This window comes from Loktanella sp. DSM 29012, from assembly GCF_900110705.1.
Taxonomy (GTDB): Bacteria; Pseudomonadota; Alphaproteobacteria; order Rhodobacterales; family Rhodobacteraceae; genus Loktanella; species Loktanella gaetbuli.
In genome coordinates, this window is sequence record NZ_FOEJ01000003.1 from 149,408 (window position 1) to 170,281 (window position 20,874).

Sequence of the window (20,874 nt, forward strand, 5' to 3'; positions counted from 1 at the left end):
CGGTGCTTTGCGCCGCCAACCCTGAGGAGCCGCCATGGAAGGCATCGCATCCATCGTCCCGCTGTTTTTGATCTTTGGTATCATGTATTTCCTGCTGATCCGTCCGCAGCAGAAAAAGCTGAAGGAACATGCAGCCATGGTCAGCGCGCTGCGCCGCGGCGATCAGGTCATCACGCAGGGCGGTATCGTCGGCAAGGTGACGGCCGTGCGCGAGGCGGAAAAGGAACTGGAAGTTGAAATCGCCGCTGGCGTGAAAGTGCGCGTGATCCAGTCCACCATCGCGACCGTGATCAACAAGACCGAACCTGCCAAGTAAGCGACCGCGCTTGATGGCCAAGGGGGCCAGTACATGCTGAATATCTCGCCGTTCCGGCAAGCGTTGATCTGGCTCACGGTGACGGTGGGGCTGCTACTGGCCCTGCCGAACCTGTTCTATGACCGGGTTGAAACCTACAACGATGCGGTTTCAACCGGCGAAGACGCGACAGGCTGGCCATCATTCCTGCCATCCAATCTGGTGAACCTCGGCCTCGACCTGCGGGGCGGGGCGCATCTGCTGGCAGAGGTGAACACCCCCGATGTCTATGCGTCCATCATGGACGCCACCTGGCCCGAAGTGCGTGACGCATTGGCCGCCGAACGCGACACGGTCGGTTTTGTCACCCGCGAGGACAGCCCTGACGATATTCTGGTCGTGCGGATTTCCGAACCCGCCGGTGCGGCACGTGCCGCAGAAATCGTGCGCGGTCTGGCCCGCCCGATCCAGACCCTGACCGGTGCCGGGTCAACCGACATCGAGGTCAGTACCAGCGGCCCCGTGCTGACCATCCAACTGTCCGACGCTGAGAAACAGGCCGTCGATGACCGTACGATGCAGCAAAGCCTCGAGATCATTCGCCGCCGTATCGACGAGGTCGGCACACGCGAACCCACGATTCAGCGTCAGGGCACCGACCGGATCCTGATTCAGGTGCCCGGTGTCGGGTCCAGCGCCGAGATCATCGAATTGATCGGAACAACGGCACAGCTGACATTTCAGCAAGTGATCGGCCCGGCAGGTGCAGACGCGACCCCCGGCGTGGGTCAGGAAATTCTGCCATCGATCGACGAGCAGGGGGTGTTCTACATCCTTGATTCCGTTCCGGTCGTCACGGGCGAGGAACTGGTCGATGCACAGCCCGCGTTCGACCAGAACGGGCGTCCGGCCGTCAATTTCCGTTTCAACGTGTCCGGTGCCCGTAAATTCGGTGATTATACGCTGGATCATATCGGCACGCAGTTCGCCATCGTTCTCGATTCCGAGGTCATCAGCGCCCCGGTGATCCAGTCCCATATTCCTGGCGGGTCCGGTATCATCACCGGCAATTTCACGGTCGAGGAATCCACAAACCTCGCCGTGTTGTTGCGCGCAGGTGCGCTGCCGGCCTCGCTTGAATTCCTGGAGGAACGCACGATCGGCCCGCAACTGGGTCAGGACAGCATCGACGCAGGCCAGCGGGCCGCGATGGTGGGTGGCCTGCTGGTCATCGTGTTCATGGGCATGACCTACGGCCTGTTCGGTATTTTCGCCAATATCGCGCTGATCGTGAACCTGGGTCTGATCTTTGGCGTTCTGTCGCTCATCGGGGCGACGCTGACCCTGCCGGGCATTGCGGGCATCGTCCTGACCGTCGGTATGGCCGTCGACGCCAACGTGCTGGTGTTCGAGCGCATCCGCGAGGAGTTGAAAACCGCCAAGGGACCCGCGCGTGCCATCGAGCTGGGATATGAACGTGCACTGTCAGCGATCATTGACGCCAACATCACGACGCTGATCACGGCAGGCATTCTGTATTGGCTGGGGTCTGGTCCCGTGCGCGGCTTTGCCGTTACGCTGGGGCTGGGCATCATCACGTCGGTATTCACCGCCATTTTCGTCACGCGCGCACTGATCGTGCTGTGGTTCTCGCGCAAGCGTCCCAAGACAATCGAGGTCTGATCCTATGCGAATGCGCCTGATCCCCGACGATACGAATATCAATTTCTTCAAACTCGCCAGCGTGACCTTTGGCGGCAGTATGGTGCTGTTGGTGCTGTCGATCGTGGCCTTCATGACCTTTGGTCTGAACTACGGAATCGATTTCCGGGGCGGCACGACGATCCGCACGGAAAGCACGCAACCCGTCGATGTCAGCGCCTATCGCACCGCACTGGAATCGCTGGAATTGGGTGATGTCAGCATCACCGAGGTGTTTGACCCGACATTCCGCGCGGATCAATTCGTCGCATCCGTGCGTATTCAGGCGCAGGACGATGCGGAAAGCGTTGCACAAAGCACCATCGACAGTGTCCGCACAGCCTTGCAGGCGGTGGACCCCGAGGTCGACTTTACCTCGGTCGAGAGTGTCGGACCCAAGGTGTCCGGCGAACTTATTCAATCAGCCATTTTTGCTGTCATCGGCGCGCTGTCGGCGATCATCATCTACATCTGGTTGCGGTTTGAGTGGCAGTTTGCCGTCGGTGGGATCGTGGCGTTGATCCATGATATCGGCCTGACCATCGGTTTGTTTTCGCTGCTGCAAATCAGGTTCGATCTCGCGATCATCGCGGCCTTGCTGACCATCGTCGGCTATTCGATCAACGATACCGTCGTGGTGTTCGACCGGGTGCGGGAAAACCTGCGCAAGTACAAGGTCATGCCGCTGGTCGATGTGCTGAACCTGTCCGCGAATGAAACCCTTGCGCGGACCATGATGACCTCGGGCACGACGCTGCTGGCACTCGTGGCACTGCTGGCGCTTGGTGGTGACGTGATACGCGGGTTTGTCTTTGCGATTACCTGGGGCATCATTGTCGGCACCTACTCATCGATCTATGTGGCCAAGAACGTGGTATTGATGCTGGGCGTCAAACGCGACTGGTCGAAAAAGAACCCCGCCACGGGCGGACGTTACGCGGATATCGAGGACAGCTGATGCGCCTGACCGAAATCACCTACGACAAATCCAAACCCGTCGATGGCTATGGCCCGGGGTTTTTCCGGATTGGCGGCCAGGTGATCGAGGGCCCGGTAACGGTTCTGCCGTCCGGGGTGGCCAGTTGGGGTGGTTTTGACGATGTCGCGACGCTGCTGGCCGAGGCGGATACGATCGACGTGCTCTTTGTCGGCACAGGGGCCGAGGTGGCACATGCCCCCAAGTCCTTTCGCCAACAACTCGAGGATGCAGGCGTCGGGCTGGACGTTATGGCGTCACCCGCGGCCTGCCGCACATTCAATATTTTGCTAAGCGAGGGGCGCCGCGTCGCCCTTGCGCTGATTCCGGTCTGATCGCCGTGTTGCAGGTCAACGACCTGCGCTGCGCCCGTGGGGGCGTGCCTGTTCTGGAACGGGTATCGTTCGCGCTGAACCCCGGAGAGGCCCTGATCCTGCGCGGACCGAACGGTGTGGGCAAGACGACGCTGCTGCGCACCATGGCCGGGTTGCAACCGCCCTTGTCCGGGACCGTGGATTACCCCGAGGGCAGCGATGCCTATGCCAGCCACGCCGATGGGATCAAATCCGCGCTGACGGTGACGGAAAACCTGACGTTCTGGGCGCAGATCCACGACCGCAGCGTGCCAGAGACGGCTTATGCGGCATTCGACCTGCATGACCTGCGTGACCGGCTGGCGGGCACGTTGTCAGCGGGGCAAAAACGCAGGCTGGGTCTGGCCCGTCTTGCCGTGATCGGTCGATCCGTGCTGTTTCTGGATGAACCGACGGTCAGTCTGGATAACTTCTCGGTTCGGATGTTTGCCGACTGGATGCGCGACGCACATCTGGGGCAGGGTGGTTGCGCCGTGATCGCCACTCATATCGACCTCGGGCTAGATGTTCCTGCGCTGGATCTGACGCCCTATATCGCGGCGGCGGATGCAGACGGCGGCGCGGACGCGGCGTTCCTGTGATTGCGCTTTTGTTGCGGGATCTGCGGCTGTCAGTCCGCGCAGGGGGCGGGTTTGGCCTTGGACTTGCGTTTTTCCTGATCGTCGTCGTTTTAGTGCCATTCGGCGTCGGGCCTGACCGGGTCATTCTGACCCCCATCGCGCCGGGCATCCTGTGGGTCGCGGCGTTGCTGGCGGCCCTGTTGTCGCTGGACCGGATCTTTGCGCTGGATTTCGAGGATGGTTCGCTGCCATTGCTGGCCACGGCACCGATCCCGCTGGAAGGCGTGGCCCTGTCCAAGGCAGTATCACACTGGATCACCACCGGGTTGCCACTGACATGTGTCGCACCCCTGCTGGGGTTTTTCCTGAACATGGCCCCAGGTGCCTATGTTTGGCTATTGGCGTCGCTGGCGCTTGGCGCGCCGGCCTTGTCGATGATCGGCACATTCGGTGCTGCCCTGACGGTGGGTCTGCGGCGTGGCGGCCTATTGTTGTCGCTGCTGGTTTTGCCGCTGTATATTCCAACGCTGATGTTTGGTGCCGAGGCCGTGCGGCGCGGTGCGGACGGCAGCGGGGTCACAGCACCCCTGATGTTGGTGGGGGTTATCACGCTGGGCTGTTTTGCGCTGCTACCCTTTGCCACGGCAGCCGCCTTGCGGATCAATCTGCGGTGAATTGGGATTGAGCGGGGCACGCCCCGAGGATAGGTAAACGTCATGTCGATGTGGGAATATGCAAATCCGAAACGGTTCATGGAATGGACGGCGCCCGTCGTGCCATGGGCCTTTGGCCTGTCCGGTGTTCTGGTCGTCGGTGGGTTGTTCTGGGGCTTTTTCCTGACGCCCGATGCCGACAAGTTCGGGTCGACGGTCAAAATCATCTATCTGCATGTTCCGGCAGCGCTCATGGCGATCAACGCATGGTTCATGATGCTGGTGGCCAGTGTCGTCTGGGTGATCCGCAGACACCATGTCAGCGCCCTTGCCGCACGGGCGGCAGCGCCTGTGGGGATGGTCATGACCGTGATCGCGCTGGTGACGGGGGCAATCTGGGGCATGCCGACCTGGGGGACCTATTGGGTCTGGGATCCGCGACTGACCAGTTTCATGATCCTGTTCCTGTTCTACCTGGGCTACATGGCCCTGTGGGAGGCGATCGACGATCCCGACACGGCGGCTGATCTGACGGCGGTGCTCTGCATCGTGGGGTCGATCTTTGCGATCCTGTCGCGCTACGCAGTGCGGTTCTGGAACCAGGGATTGCATCAGGGCACATCCGTACCGGTTGTGACGGGTGGGCGCACCATCGCCGATATCTATTTCATTCCACTGGTGATCTGCATGTTCGGTTTTGGCATTCTGTTCATCGCACTCGTGCTGCTGCGCACCCGGACAGAAATTCGCGCCCGCCGCATGCGCGCGCTGACCGCGAGGGCTGCACGTGCCTGAACTGGGAGATTACACGGCCTACGTGATATCGTCCTATGTGGCGACAATCGTCCTGCTGGCCGCCATCATCGGGCTGAGCTGGCGGCGGTCCCGGCGGATCAAACGTGCGCTGGAGGACATCGAACGTGGCTAAGGTTTCGCCACTGCTGATCGTGCCGCCGCTGGTTTTTGCCGGGCTTGCCGCGCTGTTTTACGGCGGTTTGATGCGGGACAATGCCGGTGAAATTCCGTCGACTTTCATTGGCCAGACAGCCCCTGCCTTGCCCGACGAGGCGGTGTCCGGCACGACGCTGCTGACGGCGGCAGATTTGTCCGCTGGCGAAGTCACGATCGTGAATTTCTGGGCCAGCTGGTGCCCGCCTTGCCGGGCCGAGCATCCAACATTGCAGGCCTTGTCCGATGCGGGCTACCGCGTGGCAGGCGTCAATTTCCGCGATCAGGCGGATGATGCCGCGCGCTATCTGGCGGACGAGGGCGATCCGTTTTTCGCCACCGGGTTCGACCCGCGCGGACGGCGTGCCATCGACTGGGGCGTGACCGCGCCGCCCGAGACATTCATTGTGGGGCCCGATGGCACCGTGTTGCACCGTTTCATCGGACCGCTGATCGGTTCGGATTACGAACAGCGGTTCGTTCCGATGTTGGAGTCTGCGACCGAGTAAGGGTCTGGATCGCTGTGCGATCCAGATGCCTCCGGCGGGGATATTTTTGACCAGAAGAAGTCGGACGGTCGTGAAGTGCGATGATGTCCTGCGCCATGAAAAAGGCCCCGTCGGATTGTTCCGACGGGGCCCTTGTTTTCAGTGGAATGCAGTTCAGGCGACTTTGGCCAGATTGCGCAGGACGTAGTGCAGAACGCCACCGTGTTCGACGTATTCGATTTCGATCGCGGTATCGATACGGCACTTGATCTGGATATCCTTGGTCGTGCCGTCAGCATAGGTAATCTGTGCTGTGCACATCTGCTGCGGTTTGACCTCGGACAGGCCGTCGATGGTGACCGTTTCCTCGCCCGTCAGGTTCAGGGTCTTGCGGTTGTCGTCGCCGGTGAATTCGAACGGTACCACACCGAAACCCACGAGGTTGGAGCGGTGGATCCGTTCAAAGTTCTCGGCGATGACGGCCTTGACGCCCAACAGGGCCGTGCCCTTGGCCGCCCAGTCACGGCTGGACCCGGCACCGTATTGTTCGCCCGCAATCACGACCAGCGGTTTGCCACCTTCCTGATAGGCCATGGCGGCGTCAAAGATCGATGTCTGCTGTCCGTCGGGACCCTTGGTATAGCCGCCCTCGACGCCGTCCAGCATCTCGTTCTTGATGCGGATGTTGGCAAAAGTACCGCGCATCATCACCTCGTGGTTGCCGCGACGCGATCCGTAGGAGTTGAATTCACGCACGGGCACCTGACGATCAGTGAGATACTGACCGGCGGGGCTGCTTTCCTTGAACGAACCGGCAGGGCTGATGTGGTCAGTGGTGACCATATCGCCCAGCAGCGCGAGGATCTTCGCATCCTTGACGCTGGCGATGTTGCCCGGGTCCTTGGCCATGCCCTGGAAATAGGGCGGGTTCTGGACGTAGGTGGACTGCGGTGGCCAGTTGTAGGTTTCGGAATCGACGACTTCGACCGACTGCCATTTTTCGTCGCCTTTGAACACATCGGCATATTTCGACATGAAGGCTTCACGCGTGACGGTGCGTTCGACCAGATCGGCGATTTCCTTTTGGGTGGGCCAGATGTCCTTGAGGTAGACGTCGTTGCCGTCCTTGTCCTTGCCCAGGCTGTCCTTGGTGATGTCGACGTTCATGTCGCCGACAAGCGCATAGGCCACGACCAGCGGCGGTGATGCCAGATAGTTGGCGCGCACGTCAGGACTGATCCGACCTTCGAAGTTGCGGTTGCCTGACAGAACAGACACGCCGATCACGTCGTAATCATTGATCGCCTTGCTGATTTCGGGTTCCAGCGGGCCGGAGTTGCCGATGCAGGTGGTGCAACCATAGCCGACCAGGTGGAAATCCAGAGCGTCCAGATCCTCTTGCAGGCCGGCGGCCTCGAGGTATTCGGACACGACCTGCGATCCGGGTGCGAGCGAGGTTTTCACCCAGGGTTTGCGGGTCAGGCCAAGCGCGCGCGCCTTGCGTGCAACCAGACCTGCCCCGATCATGACATAGGGGTTCGAGGTGTTCGTGCAGGATGTGATCGAGGCGATCACGATGCTGCCGTCATGGATCTGGTAGTTTTCACCGTTGGGATTGTTCACATATCCACGGGCATGGTGACCTTCGTCGCCGGGGATCTGGGCGGGTTCAGGCTGGCCGCCTTCGCCTTCCCAACGGATTTCCGAGTTGACCGAGGCGTCCTTGCCTGCGCGGATGCCCTTGACGTATTCGCCAAAGGCCGTTGCGGCAACATCAAGGTTGATGTGATCCTGCGGACGTTTCGGCCCTGAAATGGCGGGCACGACGGTGCTCATGTCCAGTTCCAGCGTGTCGGTGTAGACGGGTTCGTAATCTGCACCGCGCCAGAAACCGTTTTCCTTGGCGTAGGCTTCGACCAGTGCGATGCGGTCCTCGTCACGGCCGGTCAGACGCAGATATTTCAGGGTTTCGTTGTCGATCGGGAAATAACCGCATGTGGCACCGTATTCGGGGGCCATGTTGCCGATCGTGGCGCGGTCTGCCAGTGGCAGGTTGTCCAGGCCAGGGCCATAAAATTCGACGAACTTGCTGACCACGCCCTTTGCGCGCAGCATTTCCACGACCTTCAGCACGAGGTCGGTTGCGGTCGTGCCTTCGGTCATTTCGCCGGTCAGCTTGAAGCCGACGACCTCGGGGATGAGCATGGAGACAGGCTGGCCCAGCATCGCGGCCTCGGCCTCGATCCCGCCGACGCCCCAGCCCAGAACGGCCAGGCCGTTGACCATGGTGGTGTGGCTGTCGGTGCCGACCAGCGTATCGGGATAGGCCACGGTGACGCCGTTCTGGTCGGTGTCAGTCCAGACGGTCTGCGCCAGATATTCCAGGTTCACCTGGTGGCAGATGCCCGTGCCCGGCGGCACCACGCGGAAGTTGTTGAACGCCTTCTGGCCCCACTTCAGGAACTGGTAGCGTTCCATGTTCCGTTCGTATTCGCGGTCCACGTTCATCTGGAATGCACGCGGGTTGCCGAATTCGTCGATCATGACAGAGTGGTCGATGACCAGATCGACGGGGTTCAGCGGATTGATCTGCTGCGCGTCACCGCCAAGGGCCACGATGCCGTCGCGCATGGCGGCGAGGTCGACCACGGCAGGCACGCCGGTGAAATCCTGCATCAGCACGCGGGCAGGGCGGTAGGCGATCTCGATCGGGTTCTTGCCGCCGTTTTCAGCCCAGGTTGCAAAGGCCTTGATGTCGTCGGTGGTGACGGTCTTGCCGTCCTCGAACCGCAGCATGTTTTCCAAAACGACCTTGAGTGCTGCCGGCAGACGCGAAAAGTCGCCCAAGCCAGCGGCCGTCGCCGCGTCGATGGAATAATAGTCGACCGACTGGTCGCCAACGGTCAGGGTCTTACGGGTTTTTGCGGTATCGGTGCCGACGGTGACGGTCATGATGTCCCTTTCAGTGTGGGCGTTGATGCAGTTCTCTTGCCTCGTTTTGCCGTAGCTGACGCAAGGGATCAAGGCCTAGAACGCATTTTTGTATACATCTGCATACAAAGTTGATGTGGCCATTGTGTTGCAGTCGCGATGATGTCCGCTTCTGTCGCGATTGCTTGATTGGTCATTTCAAGACGCAGGCTGTACCTCGTGCATCATCATGACAGGAGTTCATTGATGCGTCATCTCATTGCAGCGCTATCTTGCGCGATTGCGCTGGCTGGCCCGGCTGGTGCCCAACAATCCGGCACAGTGGTCGAACTTTACACCTCGCAGGGGTGTTCCAGTTGCCCGCCAGCGGATCGTTTGCTGGCCCAGATGGCGGACCGCGACGATGTGATCGCGATTGCGCTGCATGTCGACTATTGGGACTATATCGGCTGGACCGACGATCTGGCCCGGCCGGAATACACCCAGCGACAACGCGCCTACGCCCAGCGGTGGAACGCCAAGAATGTCTACACCCCCCAGATGGTGATTGCAGGTGCAGTCGGCGTCGTTGGCAGTGACCCTGGCGCGATCATGAACGCGATGGCGGTTCATCGCAACACCGCCAGCCCCATTGCGCTGGAGGTTTTGCGCCGGGGGGACGGTTTGCACATTTCCGTACGCGCAATAGGGAACGTTCCGGCGCAGGCGCTGGTGCAGGTCGTCAGTCTGACCCATTCCGTAACGCGCAATATCGAACGCGGTGAAAATGCTGGTAAAACAATAGACTATCGCAATGTCGTAACGGGCTGGCAGAACGCCGGCACATGGACGACAGCACAGCCCGCCCGCCTGTCCGTGCCATTGGATCATGCGGGGCCTGTGGTTGTCATCGTACAGGACGGGGCGTCCGGCCCGATCCTGGGGGCTGTCAAACTGCCCTAGCGGGCAGGTTTCCAGCGGCGGTGGATCCAGAACCATTGTGCAGGGTGCCGCGCGATACGCTCTTCCAATGCGGCAGTGGCGGTCTGCATCATCTCCAGCGGATCACCATGCGGAATGGGGGCATCCACCTCGACCGCGAATGACAGGCCATCGCGTTGCCGGATGCCGAAATAAGGGATCAAGAGCGCGTCGAAACGCAGCGCCATTTCGGCAGCTGACAATGACGTAAACGCATCCTGTCCCAAAAATGGCAAGGCGGTTCCCTCGCTGACGTGCACATCGAACAAGAGCGTTCCCATGCCACCCGATTTGATATGGCGCGCAAAACCCATCGTTCCGCGACTGCCCTGCGCAAAGACGGGTCCGCCCCAGCTGGTCATGGTTTCGCGGTAGTGCGCATCGACATAGCCATTCGACATCGGGCGATACAGCCCGCCAATCGTCAGGCCCGATTGGGTCAAGACATGGCGCGGTGCCTCGAAATTTCCGAAATGGCCGGTCACGAAAATCACCGGTCGGCCCATGTCGCGCGCCTCTTGCAGCGCATCCAGTCCGTCACCGGTCGGTGTCGTGCCACGCAGATGGGCACCGAATTCCTGGTAGGAATAGTTTTCGATCAGCGTGCGTCCGAAATTGTCGCAGACCAGATCGGCAATCTTTTGTCTGTCCTGAAGTGTCAGATCGGGCCGAACCTGCGCCAGATTGGCCAGCGCCCGTTTGCGATAGCCTGCCAGTGGCCCGAATGTGCGCGCCACAAGCCGTCCCATCAGCGCAACGCGTTTGGTGTACGGCAGCCGCATCAACCCGGCCAGCACGGCCCGAAGCGCCGTATCCTGAAGTTTTTCGGACATGCTGCCGGTGATTTTTTCGCTCTGCATACGTCAGCGTTAGCGACACCGCCGCTGTTTGAAAAGGGGTCAGGGTGCCTCGGTCTGGATCAGGCTGATCCGCCCGCTGTCAGCTTGCGCGCGGACAGATGCACTGAGGATGCTCATGGCGGATTCACCCGCCTGGGCAGAAACCTCGCCCAGATCTTCGATGGTGTCGCGGATCTGGCTGGCCATGCGTTGCGACAGGCTATCGAGGATGAAGGTAGCGGTCTTTGCAGCATCATTGCCGGTTGCCGTTGCATAGGCCATCGCTGTGGCAAGATCGTCCGGGGCGATATCGCGCAGGCACATCGGCAGGTCCACGGGTCTGACGCGTGCGGGAATATCCTCGAACGTGAAAATGGATTTACGCACATCGGCGGCAAATCCCTGATCATCGGCGTCCAGCCCGGTCAGCAGGGTGTCGCGCATGGATGGTTTGGCTGCGTTCAGGATCGCGCCGACCCGTTTGCCCGGCGGGGCTGTGAATGCGGTGTCAGGCGTGGTGCTGTAGTTTGCGATCAACGCGGCACCGATCCGTGCGACGGACTGCGGCGCGATTGTTTCGGTCTGTTTGATCCCGACCGCGAGGCGTCGCGCCAGATCGCCCGGCAGTTTTCCCAGCAGTTCTGCCGCGCGCGGGACGGGCAGTTTCGACATCAGTATCGCACCGATGTGAGTATTTTCAGCCGTAAGGATGCGCTGGATCGTCTCGTTGTCGAGGTTGATCAGTCGGTCCCAGGGGTCGGCATTGGCAGACCCCGTGACCCGGCCGCGCAGACGTGTCGCGATATCGGGCGACAGATGGTCTGACAGGGCATCCAGTGCTGCCGCCACACCGCCCGGCGCACTCAGTCCGATGGCATCCAGCAGATCCGCGAATTCCGCAGCGACGGCGTTGACCGTATCGCGGTCAACCAGACGAATGGATGCCAGTTCTGCGGTCAGGTCCTCTTGCAGGCGGTCGGGCAGATCCGCCAACGACAATTTGCTGCCATCGCTGATCAGGAGTTGCACGATGATCGCAGCCTTGCGCCGTCGGGACAGCGGTAGGATGGGATCGGTCGCGGTTTGGGGCAGGTCGGGTTCATGGCGCATGCCATGTTGATAGCCCTGCGTTCATGAACGGACCCTGAACGCAGGGGGTCCGTTCACAGATTTTGTTCAGCTGCTGGCGACGGGCACGCAGGTGCCGGTCTCGTGGTCCATCATCGCACCTTCGGGGCAGGACATGGCCGTCTCGCTGCTGCTGCACCCTGCGGCAAAGGCCGTCGCAGGGGACAAAAGAAACAGCGCAAGGATCGTTCGTGCAATCATCGTACTTCTCCCTTGTTGAGGTAGCGAGATGATAGCACGCGATTGACCCTGCGTCACCTGCGACAGATCGGAGCTATCCGAACACCCGGGCAAAGATCGTATCAACGTGTTTGGTATGATAGCCAAGGTCGAATTTCTCGCGGATTTCATCCTCGGACAACACGGCCGTCACTTCGGGGTCGGCCAGCAGTTCGGTCTGGAAATCCTTGCCTTCTTCCCACACCTTCATGGCGTTGCGCTGCACCAGACGATAGGCGTCTTCGCGGCTGGTGCCGGCCTGCGTGAGGGCCAGCAACACCCGCTGCGACATCACAAGGCCGCGGAACTTGTTCATGTTGTCCAGCATGTTCTGCGGATAGATGACCAGTTTTTCGATCAGCCCGGCCAGACGGTGCAGGGCGAAATCCAGCGTGACGGTCGTGTCGGGACCGATGGCGCGTTCGACCGACGAATGGCTGATGTCGCGCTCGTGCCACAGGGTCACGTTTTCCAGTGCGGGGACCACAGACATGCGCACCAGACGCGCCAGACCGGTCAGATTTTCGGTCAGGACCGGGTTACGCTTGTGCGGCATGGCAGAGCTGCCTTTTTGTCCCTTGGAAAAGAACTCTTCGGCCTCCAGCACCTCGGTGCGCTGCATGTGGCGGACCTCGGTCGCGATGTTTTCGATGCTGGATGCGATGACGCCCAGCGTGGCAAAAAACATGGCGTGGCGGTCGCGGGGGATGACCTGAGTGCTGATCGGCTCTGGCGTCAGGCCCATCTGCGCGCAGACGTGTTCCTCGACCGCGGGGTCGATATTGGCGAATGTGCCTACAGCGCCGGAAATCGCACCCGTGGCGATTTCCTCGCGGGCGGCGACCAGGCGGCGGCGGCCACGGTCCATTTCGGCATAGAACCGGGCAAAGGTCAGGCCCATGGTCGTGGGTTCCGCGTGAATGCCATGGCTGCGCCCGATGCGCACCGTGTCCTTGTGTTCCATCGCACGCGATTTCAGCGCGGCCAGAACGCGATCCATCCCGTCCAGCAGCAGATCGGCAGCGCGGGTCAGCTGCACGTTTAACGTCGTGTCCAGCACGTCCGATGACGTCATACCTTGGTGGACAAAACGCGCGTCCTCGGACCCGATGTGCTCGGCCAGATGCGTCAGGAACGCAATGACATCGTGTTTCGTCACCGCTTCGATTTCGTCGATGCGGGCCACGTCAAATGTCACATCTTTGGCTTTCCACACCGCGTCGGCATTGGCCTGCGGGATCACGCCCAGCTTTGCCATCGCGTCGCAGGCATGCGCCTCGATTTCGTACCAGATGCGGTATTTCGTGGCGGGCTCCCAGATGGCGACCATGTCGGGGCGGGAATAACGTGGGATCATTGGGCGGGCCTTTCGGGTTGGCAGCGGGATCGCGCGCGTCATACTGCCGTCAGGCAGGAATGGAAAGGCACCGGCATGACCCTGGGGCAAGAGGATTTCGCGGGCACATGGCAGATCGCCCGGCAGATCGACGACAGGCATGCGTGCCAGCGCAGCACATTTGCAGGCCATGCCGTGCTGACACCGGACGGCGCGGGCGGTCTGCGCTATCATGAAACCGGTGTGCTCCGACTGGGGGACGGTCCGGGTTTTCGGGCCGAGAGGGTCTATCTGTGGACCTTTGGTGCTGACGGGATCGCGGTGCAGTTCAGTGACGGAAGCGATTTTCATGCGTTCACGCCCCAAGGCATGGCGGCAGGCACGGACCATCCCTGCGGGGCCGATTATTACCGCGTCACCTATGATTTCACGCGCTGGCCCGCGTGGCAGAGCGTCTGGATCGTTACGGGCCCGGCCAAGAATTATACCATGACCAGCGCATATCGCCGGGGTTGAGCCCTTGCGCCCCCGCAAACGCTGCGTCAAACATGAGTGACCATTTGTTCGAACAGGAGTGACGCGCATGGCGCTGACATTGACAGATAAAGTGCTGGGTGAATCCTTTGGCGCGACCGAAGGCACGGCCCTGCGGGTAAAGCAGGTGGCGCTGGTCATCGCAGGCATCGCGTTCCTTGCGATCGCCGCCAAGATCAAGGTGCCGATGTGGCCCGTTCCGATCACGATGGGAACCTTTGCCGTGCTGACGCTGGGGGCGGCCTATGGTCCGCGCCTGGGTCTGGTCACCATCATGGGTTACATGATCTTGGGTGCGCTGGGGTTGGACGTTTTCGCAGGCACCGGTGCAGATGCGTCCGGCCTGACCTACATGCTGGGCGGCACCGGCGGCTATCTGGTGGGCTATGTTCTGGCGACCGTGATGCTGGGTTACGCCGCGCGCGCGGGCTATGACCGCAGCGTCAAGGGCATGGTTGCCGCGTTGATCGCTGGCAATGTCGCAATCTACGTTCCGGGTCTGCTGTGGCTTGGCGTGCTGTACGGCTGGGACCAGCCGATCCTCGCCTGGGGTCTGACACCGTTCCTGGTCGGCGACCTGGTCAAGCTGGTGCTGGCGGCGCTGCTGGTGCCCAGCCTGTGGAAGCTGGTCGCAAACGCCCGCGGCTGACGGCAACCGCAGTCAAGTGATGGGGGCGCTGCGTGATCGCAGTGCCCCTTTTTCATGGAAAATGGCAGATTGCCTGGCCCCCGGAACCTGTTGCTTGCGATAGACCAGACATGCGCCGCCTTTCTTTTTGGCGGCATAAAGCGCCCAGTCAGCTTCTGCCATGATGCGAATGACAGTCTGATCTGGCGTCAATCGGGCAGCACCGGCCGACATCCGCAGCACGAGGTCCTGTCCACCCTCTGAAATGCTGAACCGAACCCCCGCGCAGATCACGCTTTCGATGTGGTCGAGTTGGAGAACCGGGTTTTCCGCCAGAACCAGGATGCCGAATTCATCCCCGCCCAGTCGTGCAACGCAGACTTGGGGGCCCTGCAACCGATGCAGCTGTGCGGCAATGGCCAAAAGTGCGCGATCACCCGTCGCATGGCCAAGCGTGTCGTTGATTGACTTGAAGCAATCGCCATCAAGGATCGCAAGGAAGCCGGGCATGCCTGCGTCGATCGCGGCGGTGGTGGCTGCGATAAAGGCCCGCCGGTTCGGCAGACTGGTCAACGTGTCCGTATTCGCCAAAGCACGCAGTTTCGCGCGGCTTTTCTCTGCAACGTGGAAACTGACGACGACCATCGCCACAAAGGGGAATGCCGAAATGGCCGTCAGCATCAGACGCGGCCAGAACGGGTAGGCGATCTGTCCGATCAGAAACCATTCTGCGCTGACTGAAAACAGGTGAATGAAGACGGTCATCAGCGTGACCTTCAACATCAGGTCGACCCGCCCCTTTGGCATCATCCAACGGGCAATGAAAATCATGACTGAAAGCAGCTTTTGCAACATGCAAAAGACTTAGAGTGCATTCGTTATCAATAGATTAAAGCAAGCAGGCTCTAGTCGTCATTTTGCTGTGGGACCAGCGTCATGACGCCCAACGCAGCCCCACGCGCGAGCGCCGGGTCCAGCGACATCGGGATGTATTCGCCACGCCGCCACAACTCCCCCAGGTTGTCATAGTAGCGCGACAGGAAATGCCCGGACTGGCCGGTGGCCGTCACGAAAACAGAACTGTCAGGGTCGGCAAAATCATAGACGCCCCGGTAGCCTGCGGCATGGACGTTGCGAAACGGGTTAGCACCTTCGCCTGCAGTGCGGCCGCGCATCAACGTGTTGTCCCCGCCGGACGTCGATTGGCGGATATTCACGAACCATTGCAGGACGGGGACGCCGCCCAGCGTGGGATGATCGTGGGTCGCCTGATGCACATCGCCCCAACGCAGGGTTTCCAGGTTCGTGCCAAAGGAATCGTCGATCCACTGCAACGCGTCATCCAACGCCAGACGCGCCATATCCGTACAGGTCTCGACCGGGGCGGACTGGATCACGTCGCACCAGGCCGATGCGCCGTCCACGTCGCGGAACACCCGTTCGACAAAGACCGGATCGACATGGGTAAATTCGGTCGCCAATGGCCCGAGGTCATCCTGGATCAGGCGGGTTTGCAGGGCGCGCAGCCAGGCGGCATAGATCAAAGGTTCGGGCAGATGTTCGTTCATCTCTCCGTTCCAGTTGGCCAGCAGCGTCAGTGCGATCTGACGGCGACGCTCGGGTGTGCCGTCAGCGGCAGCCTCTCCGGTGAACCACAGGTCCGCACCGATCAGCGGCAGCAGGGCGCGCGCGGTGAAACTGACGGTGTCCAGCTGCGCCTCGATGAAACTGTCGCGCGTGTGGACCTGTCGGCTTTGCATCAGGCGACGCCAGCGGTTGATGCGCTGCGTATCGCCCCAGCGATAGCTGACATGGTTCGGAAACGGCCGGTCCACCGTCTTGTTGTTGGTATTCCCCAGAATGCCGCCTTCGGGGGCCACGAATTCGGGATTGTCGGCATAGGGCATGCGGCCCTGCCAGCGGTTTTCCGGCAAATAGCCATAGGCTGGCAGGCGGCCCCGGCTGATATGCATGGGGTCGCGTCGCGGGATCATGCCGATGGTTTTCATGGCGACATCAGTGCGGTCGGCCAGCGTCAGGTTCTGTGCGGGTGCCAGGTAGTCTTCGGCGGCATCAATCGCGCCTTCGACGGTGCGGGCGCGCATCATGGCCATCGCGGCACTGACCGAGGTGTCGCGATCCGACAGGGCCGTCCATGACAGGGCCGCCACATGGCCGGGCGGTGTCACGCTGCCGACGTCGAACACATCTCCGGGCAGGACAGGTCCGTTTTCTGTCCAGCGCAAACGTAGCGTGATCGCGGGCGCGCCCTTGATCCGGATGATGCTGTCGCGCGACCGGAAATCCGCCCAGCCATCCGGCGTGCGATACTGGTTGGCGTTGTCGGGATTGATCTGTTCGAGGTGGATGTCCTGATCGTCGACATAGGCTGTGGTCACACCCCAACCGACATCCGCGCTGCGCCCGGACAGGACCACCGGCAGGCCGGGAATCGTGGCCCCGATCACGTCGCCCGTTTCCAGTTGCAACCGCGTCAGATACCAGATCGTCGGCGACGTCAGTCCCAGGTGCGGGTCGTTCGCCAGGAGTGTCGAACCTGCGGCGGACCGGGTCAGACCGGCGGCCCAGGCGTTGGATGCGCCTGACAGCTCGTGTGACTTCAGTGGCGACAGGGGATCATCGTATACCCTGGTGCCGGATGTCGGTTGCGGCAGGTCACCCACCATCGCGCTGTATTCCGGAAGTGCGGCGACGCCGGACGATGGATCATCGGGCAGAATATCGGACAGGCGTGCGTTCGGCAGCATCAGCGAGGTCCGCGCGCGCAGCACCTCGTAGTCGGCCTGACCGGATAATTGCAGCGCCATCAGTTTCAGTACGGCGAGACTGTCGGCAGGCTGCCAGGGCGCGATGGCGTGATTGAATACCCACATTTCGGGCGCGCCGCGTCCGCGCGCGCCGCTGTTGATCTCGGCCAGCCAGGCATTGACCCCGGCGGCATAGGCATTCAGCGCGTCCATCGTCTGCGCATCCTGCGCCTGCACCGAGCTGACGGCAAGATTGTACAGATCGAGCCTGCGCAGCAGATTGTCGATGCTGACAGTCCGCTGACCAAAGAGTTCGGACAGACGTCCCTGCGCCGTACGGCGCAGCATGGTCATCTGCCACAACCGGTCCTGTGCATGGACATATCCCAGCGCATAGAAGGTGTCGGCATCCGTTTCGCCAAAGATATGCGGCACAGCAGCATTATCGCGCACGATCTCGACCGGAGCCGAGATACCTGCGACGGCAAAATTGCCCTCGTAGTCAGGCAGAGACCGCGATGCGAAATACCAGATCAGCGTCACCGCCGCGACGAACAGGACGAACAGACCCGTCGCGATCCGCAGTAGCCACCGAAACATGAACGCCATGTGCAAACCCCCAGTATGCGCCGATGGCCGTCTGTCTATCGACTAGGCGGGACCTGCGCCAGCGGGGTTCACAGGTTGATGACGATCGCCGTGACGCCAACCACGGCCTCTACCGCGAAAAAGATCCATTTCGGGCGGCTGGGACCGTCCAGCACGATCGAGGTGAGCCGGCCCACGGCACCGCCGCCCCAGGCAAACCCGATCGCTGCATAGGCACCGGGCAGGCCCGTCAGAAGTGCGCCGACCCCCAGACCCACGAAGAGCGCACCGGAGGCAGCGCGGACCTCTGACAGGCCCATGGTGCTGTCGTTTTTGGTCGCGGTGTCCAGCACATCCATGGTGTAGCGCGGTGCCAGCCATCCGATGACACCGAAACCGATTGAAAGAAGAGCGAGCAGAATGTTGATGATGTCCATTGCGATGTGCCTTTGAAATTGCGTTGCGGTTCAACCTAGTGCGGTGGGTGGCCCCGCCCACCCACCCCTTTTCGGGGGTTTGACCCCCGGACCCCCGAGGATATTTTTGACCAGAAGAATGGCGCATGCGTCGCGGCACACGAGGGAATGCATATGCAAGACACCGCAATCCATCGCTGGCGACCCGCCGCAGGTATCCGGTTCAAGGCGCTTGGGTTGCATTGGCGCGGCGCAGCCATGCTGGCGGCAGCGGTGCCGGATGATGATGGACGCATCAAGGGCATGCGGCCGCTAGGCGGTTCGGTCAATTTTGGCGAAACGGCGCAAGCGGCTGTCATACGCGAATTCAGGGAAGAACTGGGTATCGACGTCCAGACCACTGGCGCAGCTGACGATGTCAACCGGATCGCATTTCACGAGGGGAACGGCACCCTGTGTCACGCCAGTTGGGTCGATCCTCACACACTCGATCTGCCCGGGGGTCCAGCGCTCTATCCGGATGGGTTGCGCGGCATCATTAAACGCAAGCAGCAGGCGGGCGGTCCGATGTCGGGCCGCCCGCCGGTCACCGGTTTTTAGAAGCCGGCCTTGATCAGTTCGAACGTCTCTGCCTGACGTTCGCGCATCTCGTTGCTCATGGGCAGCTGTGCCAGAACCGGCACGGCGATCGGTTCCAGACCGGAGGCTGCCAGATCCTCTTCGCTGACCTGATCGTTCAGGGCGACCTTGTTCGATGATCCGAAGCCCGCGTCCAGCAGCGGCACGACGGAGGACGCGGCCAGCATGGCGTTGATGTAGTCATAGGCCTTGTCCTCGGAGCCTTCGCCGTCGGACAGGTTCACGTAGCCGCACAGCCACAGTGACGACCCTTCTGCGGCCTCACGCTGGAATTCGATGGGGCGGCCTTCTTCGACCATGGTGGGGTAGGTCTCGTTCCAGGCCCAGCTGACCAGGATTTCGCCAGACGACATCAACTGTGCGAGTTCCGCGGGGTCGGTCCAATAGGTCCGCAGGTTCGGGTGCACGGCGCGCAGCCAGTCCGATGCGGCCTGAAACTGTTCGTCGGTCGCATTCTGCCAGTTGTCCACGCCGGTCGCCAGATAAGCGAGCGCATAGGCGTCGTCGACGTTGTCGGGCAGGGTCATGCGACCGGCGTAGGCGGGGTTCTGGAAGACCTGAAGTGAGGCAACATCCTCTGCCGGGACCTCTTCGGGGTTGTAGGCAATGGCGGTGGAGCCGAAATCTGTCGGCACAAAGAACACACCGGCGGCGTCCGCCACGTTTTCGCCAGTCAGGTTGCTGTCCAGATCGGCCCAAGCGTCGATGCGGCTGGTGTCCCATTCATCCAGGATACCGCTTTCGGCCCAACGGGTGACAGATCCTGCACAGATATGCGCCACATCGGCCTGAAACCCGGACCGGATTTTCTGAAACGCCTCGTCTTCGTCCCCGAAAAAGCTGAAGGCGGGGCTGTCGCCATGTGCCTCGATATAGGCCTGGTGGAATTCGGGGTTTTCAAACCCGGGATAGTCAAAGACGAGCAGATCGCTATCCTGCGCACCCGCAGCGCTGGCGGTTGCGACGGCGGCAGCTGTGCCAAGTAGACGTGCAAAGGTCATGGTGCATCCCCTGTGTGAACCTGTTGTCGACAGAAACGCTAGAACCTCGCGCGGGTCGCGACAAGAGAGGATCGCACGGCTTGATCCCAAGTTTGCGCGCTGGCACAAAACCTGTCTGAACAAATCGGAGATCGTGATGGAACGGATTGCCCGGCACGGGATACGAACGGCGCTGTGGCTGGGTTTTTTCGTGGCGATCCTGCTGTCCTGGGCCTGGCTCTACATGATGTCGATGATGGCGGGGCTGGATGTCTGGGGGCGGGTGACCGGGCCCAACATGATGCCGCTGACGACCTTTGGGATGTTGTTTCCCATGTGGGCCGTGATGATGGCGGCCATGATGTTGCCCACGATGGTGCCGACCCTGACGACATACGAGGCATTGATGCGGTCGGCAGATGGCAGCCGTGCGGGCTGGGTGGGAGTCTTGTTAGGATACCTGATCGTCTGGGTCGGATTCGCAGTGGTGATTTCCATGGCACAACTGGCCCTGCTGGCCTTTGGCGGTGTCGATGTGCTGGGTGCCGTTACGTCACGCTGGCTGTCTGCAGGGCTGCTGATTGTCGTGGGCGCGTTTCAGTTCACCCGCGCCAAGGAGGTGTGCCACGGGGTATGTCATGCGCCAATGCACTATTTCCTGGGGTCCTGGCGGCCCGGTTTCGGTGGCGGTCTGCGGATGGGGCTGGGGCTGGGGGCGTTCTGCGTCGGGTGTTGCTGGGGGTTCATGGCGCTGGGTTTCGTGGGCGGTGTGATGTCTTTGTTGTGGATGGGGCTTGCCACGGTGTTCATGGTGTTCGAGAAATTACCACAGATCGGGCATCGTCTGATCAAACCTGCGGGATGGGCGCTGATTGCCGGTGGCCTGTTCGTCGCATTGCGCTGAGAGGAATGC

Annotated in this window: 23 protein-coding genes; 14 read left to right on the top strand and 9 right to left on the bottom strand. The window is 61.3% G+C overall.

Annotation, left to right across the window (positions count from 1 at the left end):
• Nucleotides 1–34: 34 nt before the first annotated feature.
• From yajC to BMX27_RS08095, 9 genes are read left to right on the top strand one after another with little or no spacing between them, the layout of a single operon-like run.
• A complete protein-coding gene (gene yajC, locus BMX27_RS08055) occupies nt 35–316 on the top strand; it encodes a preprotein translocase subunit YajC (RefSeq protein WP_056031791.1) in 282 nt (93 codons plus the stop codon).
• A 33-nt stretch (nt 317–349) separates the two neighbouring features.
• The gene (gene secD, locus BMX27_RS08060) at nt 350–1,978 is read left to right on the top strand and encodes a protein translocase subunit SecD (protein WP_090159353.1); all 1,629 of its coding nucleotides are present in this window, start codon (nt 350–352) and stop codon (nt 1,976–1,978) included.
• A gap of 4 nt (nt 1,979–1,982) precedes the next feature.
• Entirely contained in the window at nt 1,983–2,954 is a 972-nt protein-coding gene (gene secF / locus BMX27_RS08065) for a protein translocase subunit SecF (RefSeq protein ID WP_090159354.1), read from the top strand.
• The gene (locus tag BMX27_RS08070) at nt 2,954–3,307 is read left to right on the top strand and encodes an Mth938-like domain-containing protein (protein ID WP_090159355.1); all 354 of its coding nucleotides are present in this window, start codon (nt 2,954–2,956) and stop codon (nt 3,305–3,307) included. The genes secF and BMX27_RS08070 overlap by 1 nt, the downstream gene beginning before the upstream one ends.
• Before the next feature lie 5 nt (nt 3,308–3,312).
• Entirely contained in the window at nt 3,313–3,927 is a 615-nt protein-coding gene (gene ccmA, locus BMX27_RS08075) for a heme ABC exporter ATP-binding protein CcmA (RefSeq protein ID WP_090159356.1), read from the top strand.
• Nucleotides 3,924–4,580 carry a heme exporter protein CcmB gene (gene ccmB / locus BMX27_RS08080; RefSeq protein ID WP_056031806.1) on the top strand — a complete coding sequence of 219 codons (657 nt, stop codon included), beginning with the start codon at nt 3,924–3,926 and terminating at the stop codon, nt 4,578–4,580. Before ccmA ends, ccmB begins: the two co-directional genes overlap by 4 nt.
• Nucleotides 4,581–4,622: 42 nt before the next feature.
• On the top strand, nt 4,623–5,354 hold the full coding sequence (gene ccmC / locus BMX27_RS08085; RefSeq protein ID WP_090159357.1) for a heme ABC transporter permease CcmC: 732 nt from the start codon (nt 4,623–4,625) through the stop codon (nt 5,352–5,354).
• Nucleotides 5,347–5,487: a heme exporter protein CcmD gene (ccmD, locus tag BMX27_RS08090; protein WP_090159358.1), complete on the top strand. Its 141-nt coding sequence runs from the start codon at nt 5,347–5,349 to the stop codon at nt 5,485–5,487. The genes ccmC and ccmD overlap by 8 nt, the downstream gene beginning before the upstream one ends.
• Nucleotides 5,480–6,016: a DsbE family thiol:disulfide interchange protein gene (locus tag BMX27_RS08095; RefSeq protein ID WP_090159359.1), complete on the top strand. Its 537-nt coding sequence runs from the start codon at nt 5,480–5,482 to the stop codon at nt 6,014–6,016. The genes ccmD and BMX27_RS08095 overlap by 8 nt, the downstream gene beginning before the upstream one ends.
• Before the next feature lie 153 nt (nt 6,017–6,169).
• On the opposite strand, the gene acnA is transcribed toward BMX27_RS08095, so the two are convergent.
• Nucleotides 6,170–8,947 (bottom strand): aconitate hydratase AcnA, encoded by a 2,778-nt coding sequence (gene acnA, locus BMX27_RS08100; RefSeq protein WP_090159360.1) that lies wholly within the window; start codon nt 8,945–8,947, stop codon nt 6,170–6,172.
• Between the two features lie 225 nt (nt 8,948–9,172).
• Between acnA and BMX27_RS08105 the strand changes: the two genes are divergently transcribed.
• A complete protein-coding gene (locus BMX27_RS08105; protein WP_090159361.1) occupies nt 9,173–9,868 on the top strand; it encodes a DUF1223 domain-containing protein in 696 nt (231 codons plus the stop codon).
• Here the strand turns inward: BMX27_RS08105 and BMX27_RS08110 are convergent.
• The 4 genes from BMX27_RS08110 to purB all read right to left on the bottom strand — a co-directional run bounded on the left by BMX27_RS08110 (nt 9,865) and on the right by purB (nt 13,429).
• A complete protein-coding gene (locus BMX27_RS08110; RefSeq protein ID WP_371260111.1) occupies nt 9,865–10,719 on the bottom strand; it encodes a lysophospholipid acyltransferase family protein in 855 nt (284 codons plus the stop codon). The two genes, BMX27_RS08105 and BMX27_RS08110, sit on opposite strands and share 4 nt — an antisense overlap.
• Before the next feature lie 66 nt (nt 10,720–10,785).
• Complete coding sequence (locus BMX27_RS08115) at nt 10,786–11,835, bottom strand: FliG C-terminal domain-containing protein (RefSeq protein WP_090159363.1); 1,050 nt, start codon at nt 11,833–11,835, stop codon at nt 10,786–10,788.
• Between the two features lie 66 nt (nt 11,836–11,901).
• Complete coding sequence (locus tag BMX27_RS16845) at nt 11,902–12,054, bottom strand: hypothetical protein (RefSeq protein WP_157057378.1); 153 nt, start codon at nt 12,052–12,054, stop codon at nt 11,902–11,904.
• 73 nt (nt 12,055–12,127) lie between these two features.
• Entirely contained in the window at nt 12,128–13,429 is a 1,302-nt protein-coding gene (purB, locus tag BMX27_RS08120; RefSeq protein ID WP_090159364.1) for an adenylosuccinate lyase, read from the bottom strand.
• 75 nt (nt 13,430–13,504) lie between these two features.
• Here purB and BMX27_RS08125 point away from each other — a divergent pair, with 75 nt between their 5' ends.
• Both BMX27_RS08125 and BMX27_RS08130 read left to right on the top strand, forming a co-directional pair.
• Nucleotides 13,505–13,924 (top strand): DUF6314 family protein, encoded by a 420-nt coding sequence (locus BMX27_RS08125; RefSeq protein WP_090159365.1) that lies wholly within the window; start codon nt 13,505–13,507, stop codon nt 13,922–13,924.
• Nucleotides 13,925–13,991: 67 nt separating this feature from the next.
• Entirely contained in the window at nt 13,992–14,591 is a 600-nt protein-coding gene (locus BMX27_RS08130) for a biotin transporter BioY (RefSeq protein ID WP_090159366.1), read from the top strand.
• Nucleotides 14,592–14,603: 12 nt separating this feature from the next.
• Here the strand turns inward: BMX27_RS08130 and BMX27_RS08135 are convergent, their stop codons facing one another.
• From BMX27_RS08135 to BMX27_RS08145, 3 genes are all read right to left on the bottom strand, one after another.
• Nucleotides 14,604–15,335, bottom strand: coding sequence for a GGDEF domain-containing protein (locus tag BMX27_RS08135; protein ID WP_177172683.1), 732 nt, complete (start codon nt 15,333–15,335; stop codon nt 14,604–14,606).
• Between the two features lie 140 nt (nt 15,336–15,475).
• Complete coding sequence (locus tag BMX27_RS08140) at nt 15,476–17,947, bottom strand: penicillin acylase family protein (protein WP_090159368.1); 2,472 nt, start codon at nt 17,945–17,947, stop codon at nt 15,476–15,478.
• A 68-nt stretch (nt 17,948–18,015) separates the two neighbouring features.
• A complete protein-coding gene (locus BMX27_RS08145; protein ID WP_090159369.1) occupies nt 18,016–18,363 on the bottom strand; it encodes a DUF4345 family protein in 348 nt (115 codons plus the stop codon).
• A 153-nt stretch (nt 18,364–18,516) separates the two neighbouring features.
• On the opposite strand from BMX27_RS08145, the gene BMX27_RS08150 reads away from it, so the two are divergent.
• Entirely contained in the window at nt 18,517–18,942 is a 426-nt protein-coding gene (locus BMX27_RS08150) for an NUDIX domain-containing protein (protein ID WP_143056801.1), read from the top strand.
• On the opposite strand, the gene BMX27_RS08155 is transcribed toward BMX27_RS08150, so the two are convergent.
• Entirely contained in the window at nt 18,939–19,982 is a 1,044-nt protein-coding gene (locus BMX27_RS08155) for a type 2 periplasmic-binding domain-containing protein (protein ID WP_090159370.1), read from the bottom strand. The two genes, BMX27_RS08150 and BMX27_RS08155, sit on opposite strands and share 4 nt — an antisense overlap.
• Before the next feature lie 136 nt (nt 19,983–20,118).
• Here BMX27_RS08155 and BMX27_RS08160 point away from each other — a divergent pair, with 136 nt between their 5' ends.
• The gene (locus BMX27_RS08160) at nt 20,119–20,865 is read left to right on the top strand and encodes a DUF2182 domain-containing protein (protein WP_090159637.1); all 747 of its coding nucleotides are present in this window, start codon (nt 20,119–20,121) and stop codon (nt 20,863–20,865) included.
• The last annotated feature ends 9 nt before the right edge of the window (nt 20,866–20,874 follow it).

Bases quoted from the DNA above. Each gene is read 5' to 3' on its own strand.
- yajC (WP_056031791.1), top strand. From the start codon at position 35: ATGGAAGGCATCGCATCCATCGTCCCGCTGTTTTTGATCTTTGGTATC.
- secD (WP_090159353.1), top strand. From the start codon at position 350: ATGCTGAATATCTCGCCGTTCCGGCAAGCGTTGATCTGGCTCACGGTG.
- secF (WP_090159354.1), top strand. From the start codon at position 1,983: ATGCGAATGCGCCTGATCCCCGACGATACGAATATCAATTTCTTCAAA.
- BMX27_RS08070 (WP_090159355.1), top strand. From the start codon at position 2,954: ATGCGCCTGACCGAAATCACCTACGACAAATCCAAACCCGTCGATGGC.
- ccmC (WP_090159357.1), top strand. From the start codon at position 4,623: ATGTCGATGTGGGAATATGCAAATCCGAAACGGTTCATGGAATGGACG.
- acnA (WP_090159360.1), bottom strand. From the start codon at position 8,947: ATGACCGTCACCGTCGGCACCGATACCGCAAAAACCCGTAAGACCCTG.
- BMX27_RS08105 (WP_090159361.1), top strand. From the start codon at position 9,173: ATGCGTCATCTCATTGCAGCGCTATCTTGCGCGATTGCGCTGGCTGGC.
- BMX27_RS08110 (WP_371260111.1), bottom strand. From the start codon at position 10,719: ATGTCCGAAAAACTTCAGGATACGGCGCTTCGGGCCGTGCTGGCCGGG.
- BMX27_RS08115 (WP_090159363.1), bottom strand. From the start codon at position 11,835: ATGCGCCATGAACCCGACCTGCCCCAAACCGCGACCGATCCCATCCTA.
- BMX27_RS16845 (WP_157057378.1), bottom strand. From the start codon at position 12,054: ATGATTGCACGAACGATCCTTGCGCTGTTTCTTTTGTCCCCTGCGACG.
- purB (WP_090159364.1), bottom strand. From the start codon at position 13,429: ATGATCCCACGTTATTCCCGCCCCGACATGGTCGCCATCTGGGAGCCC.
- BMX27_RS08125 (WP_090159365.1), top strand. From the start codon at position 13,505: ATGACCCTGGGGCAAGAGGATTTCGCGGGCACATGGCAGATCGCCCGG.
- BMX27_RS08130 (WP_090159366.1), top strand. From the start codon at position 13,992: ATGGCGCTGACATTGACAGATAAAGTGCTGGGTGAATCCTTTGGCGCG.
- BMX27_RS08135 (WP_177172683.1), bottom strand. From the start codon at position 15,335: ATGACCGTCTTCATTCACCTGTTTTCAGTCAGCGCAGAATGGTTTCTG.
- BMX27_RS08140 (WP_090159368.1), bottom strand. From the start codon at position 17,947: ATGGCGTTCATGTTTCGGTGGCTACTGCGGATCGCGACGGGTCTGTTC.
- BMX27_RS08145 (WP_090159369.1), bottom strand. From the start codon at position 18,363: ATGGACATCATCAACATTCTGCTCGCTCTTCTTTCAATCGGTTTCGGT.
- BMX27_RS08150 (WP_143056801.1), top strand. From the start codon at position 18,517: ATGCAAGACACCGCAATCCATCGCTGGCGACCCGCCGCAGGTATCCGG.
- BMX27_RS08155 (WP_090159370.1), bottom strand. From the start codon at position 19,982: ATGACCTTTGCACGTCTACTTGGCACAGCTGCCGCCGTCGCAACCGCC.
- BMX27_RS08160 (WP_090159637.1), top strand. From the start codon at position 20,119: ATGGAACGGATTGCCCGGCACGGGATACGAACGGCGCTGTGGCTGGGT.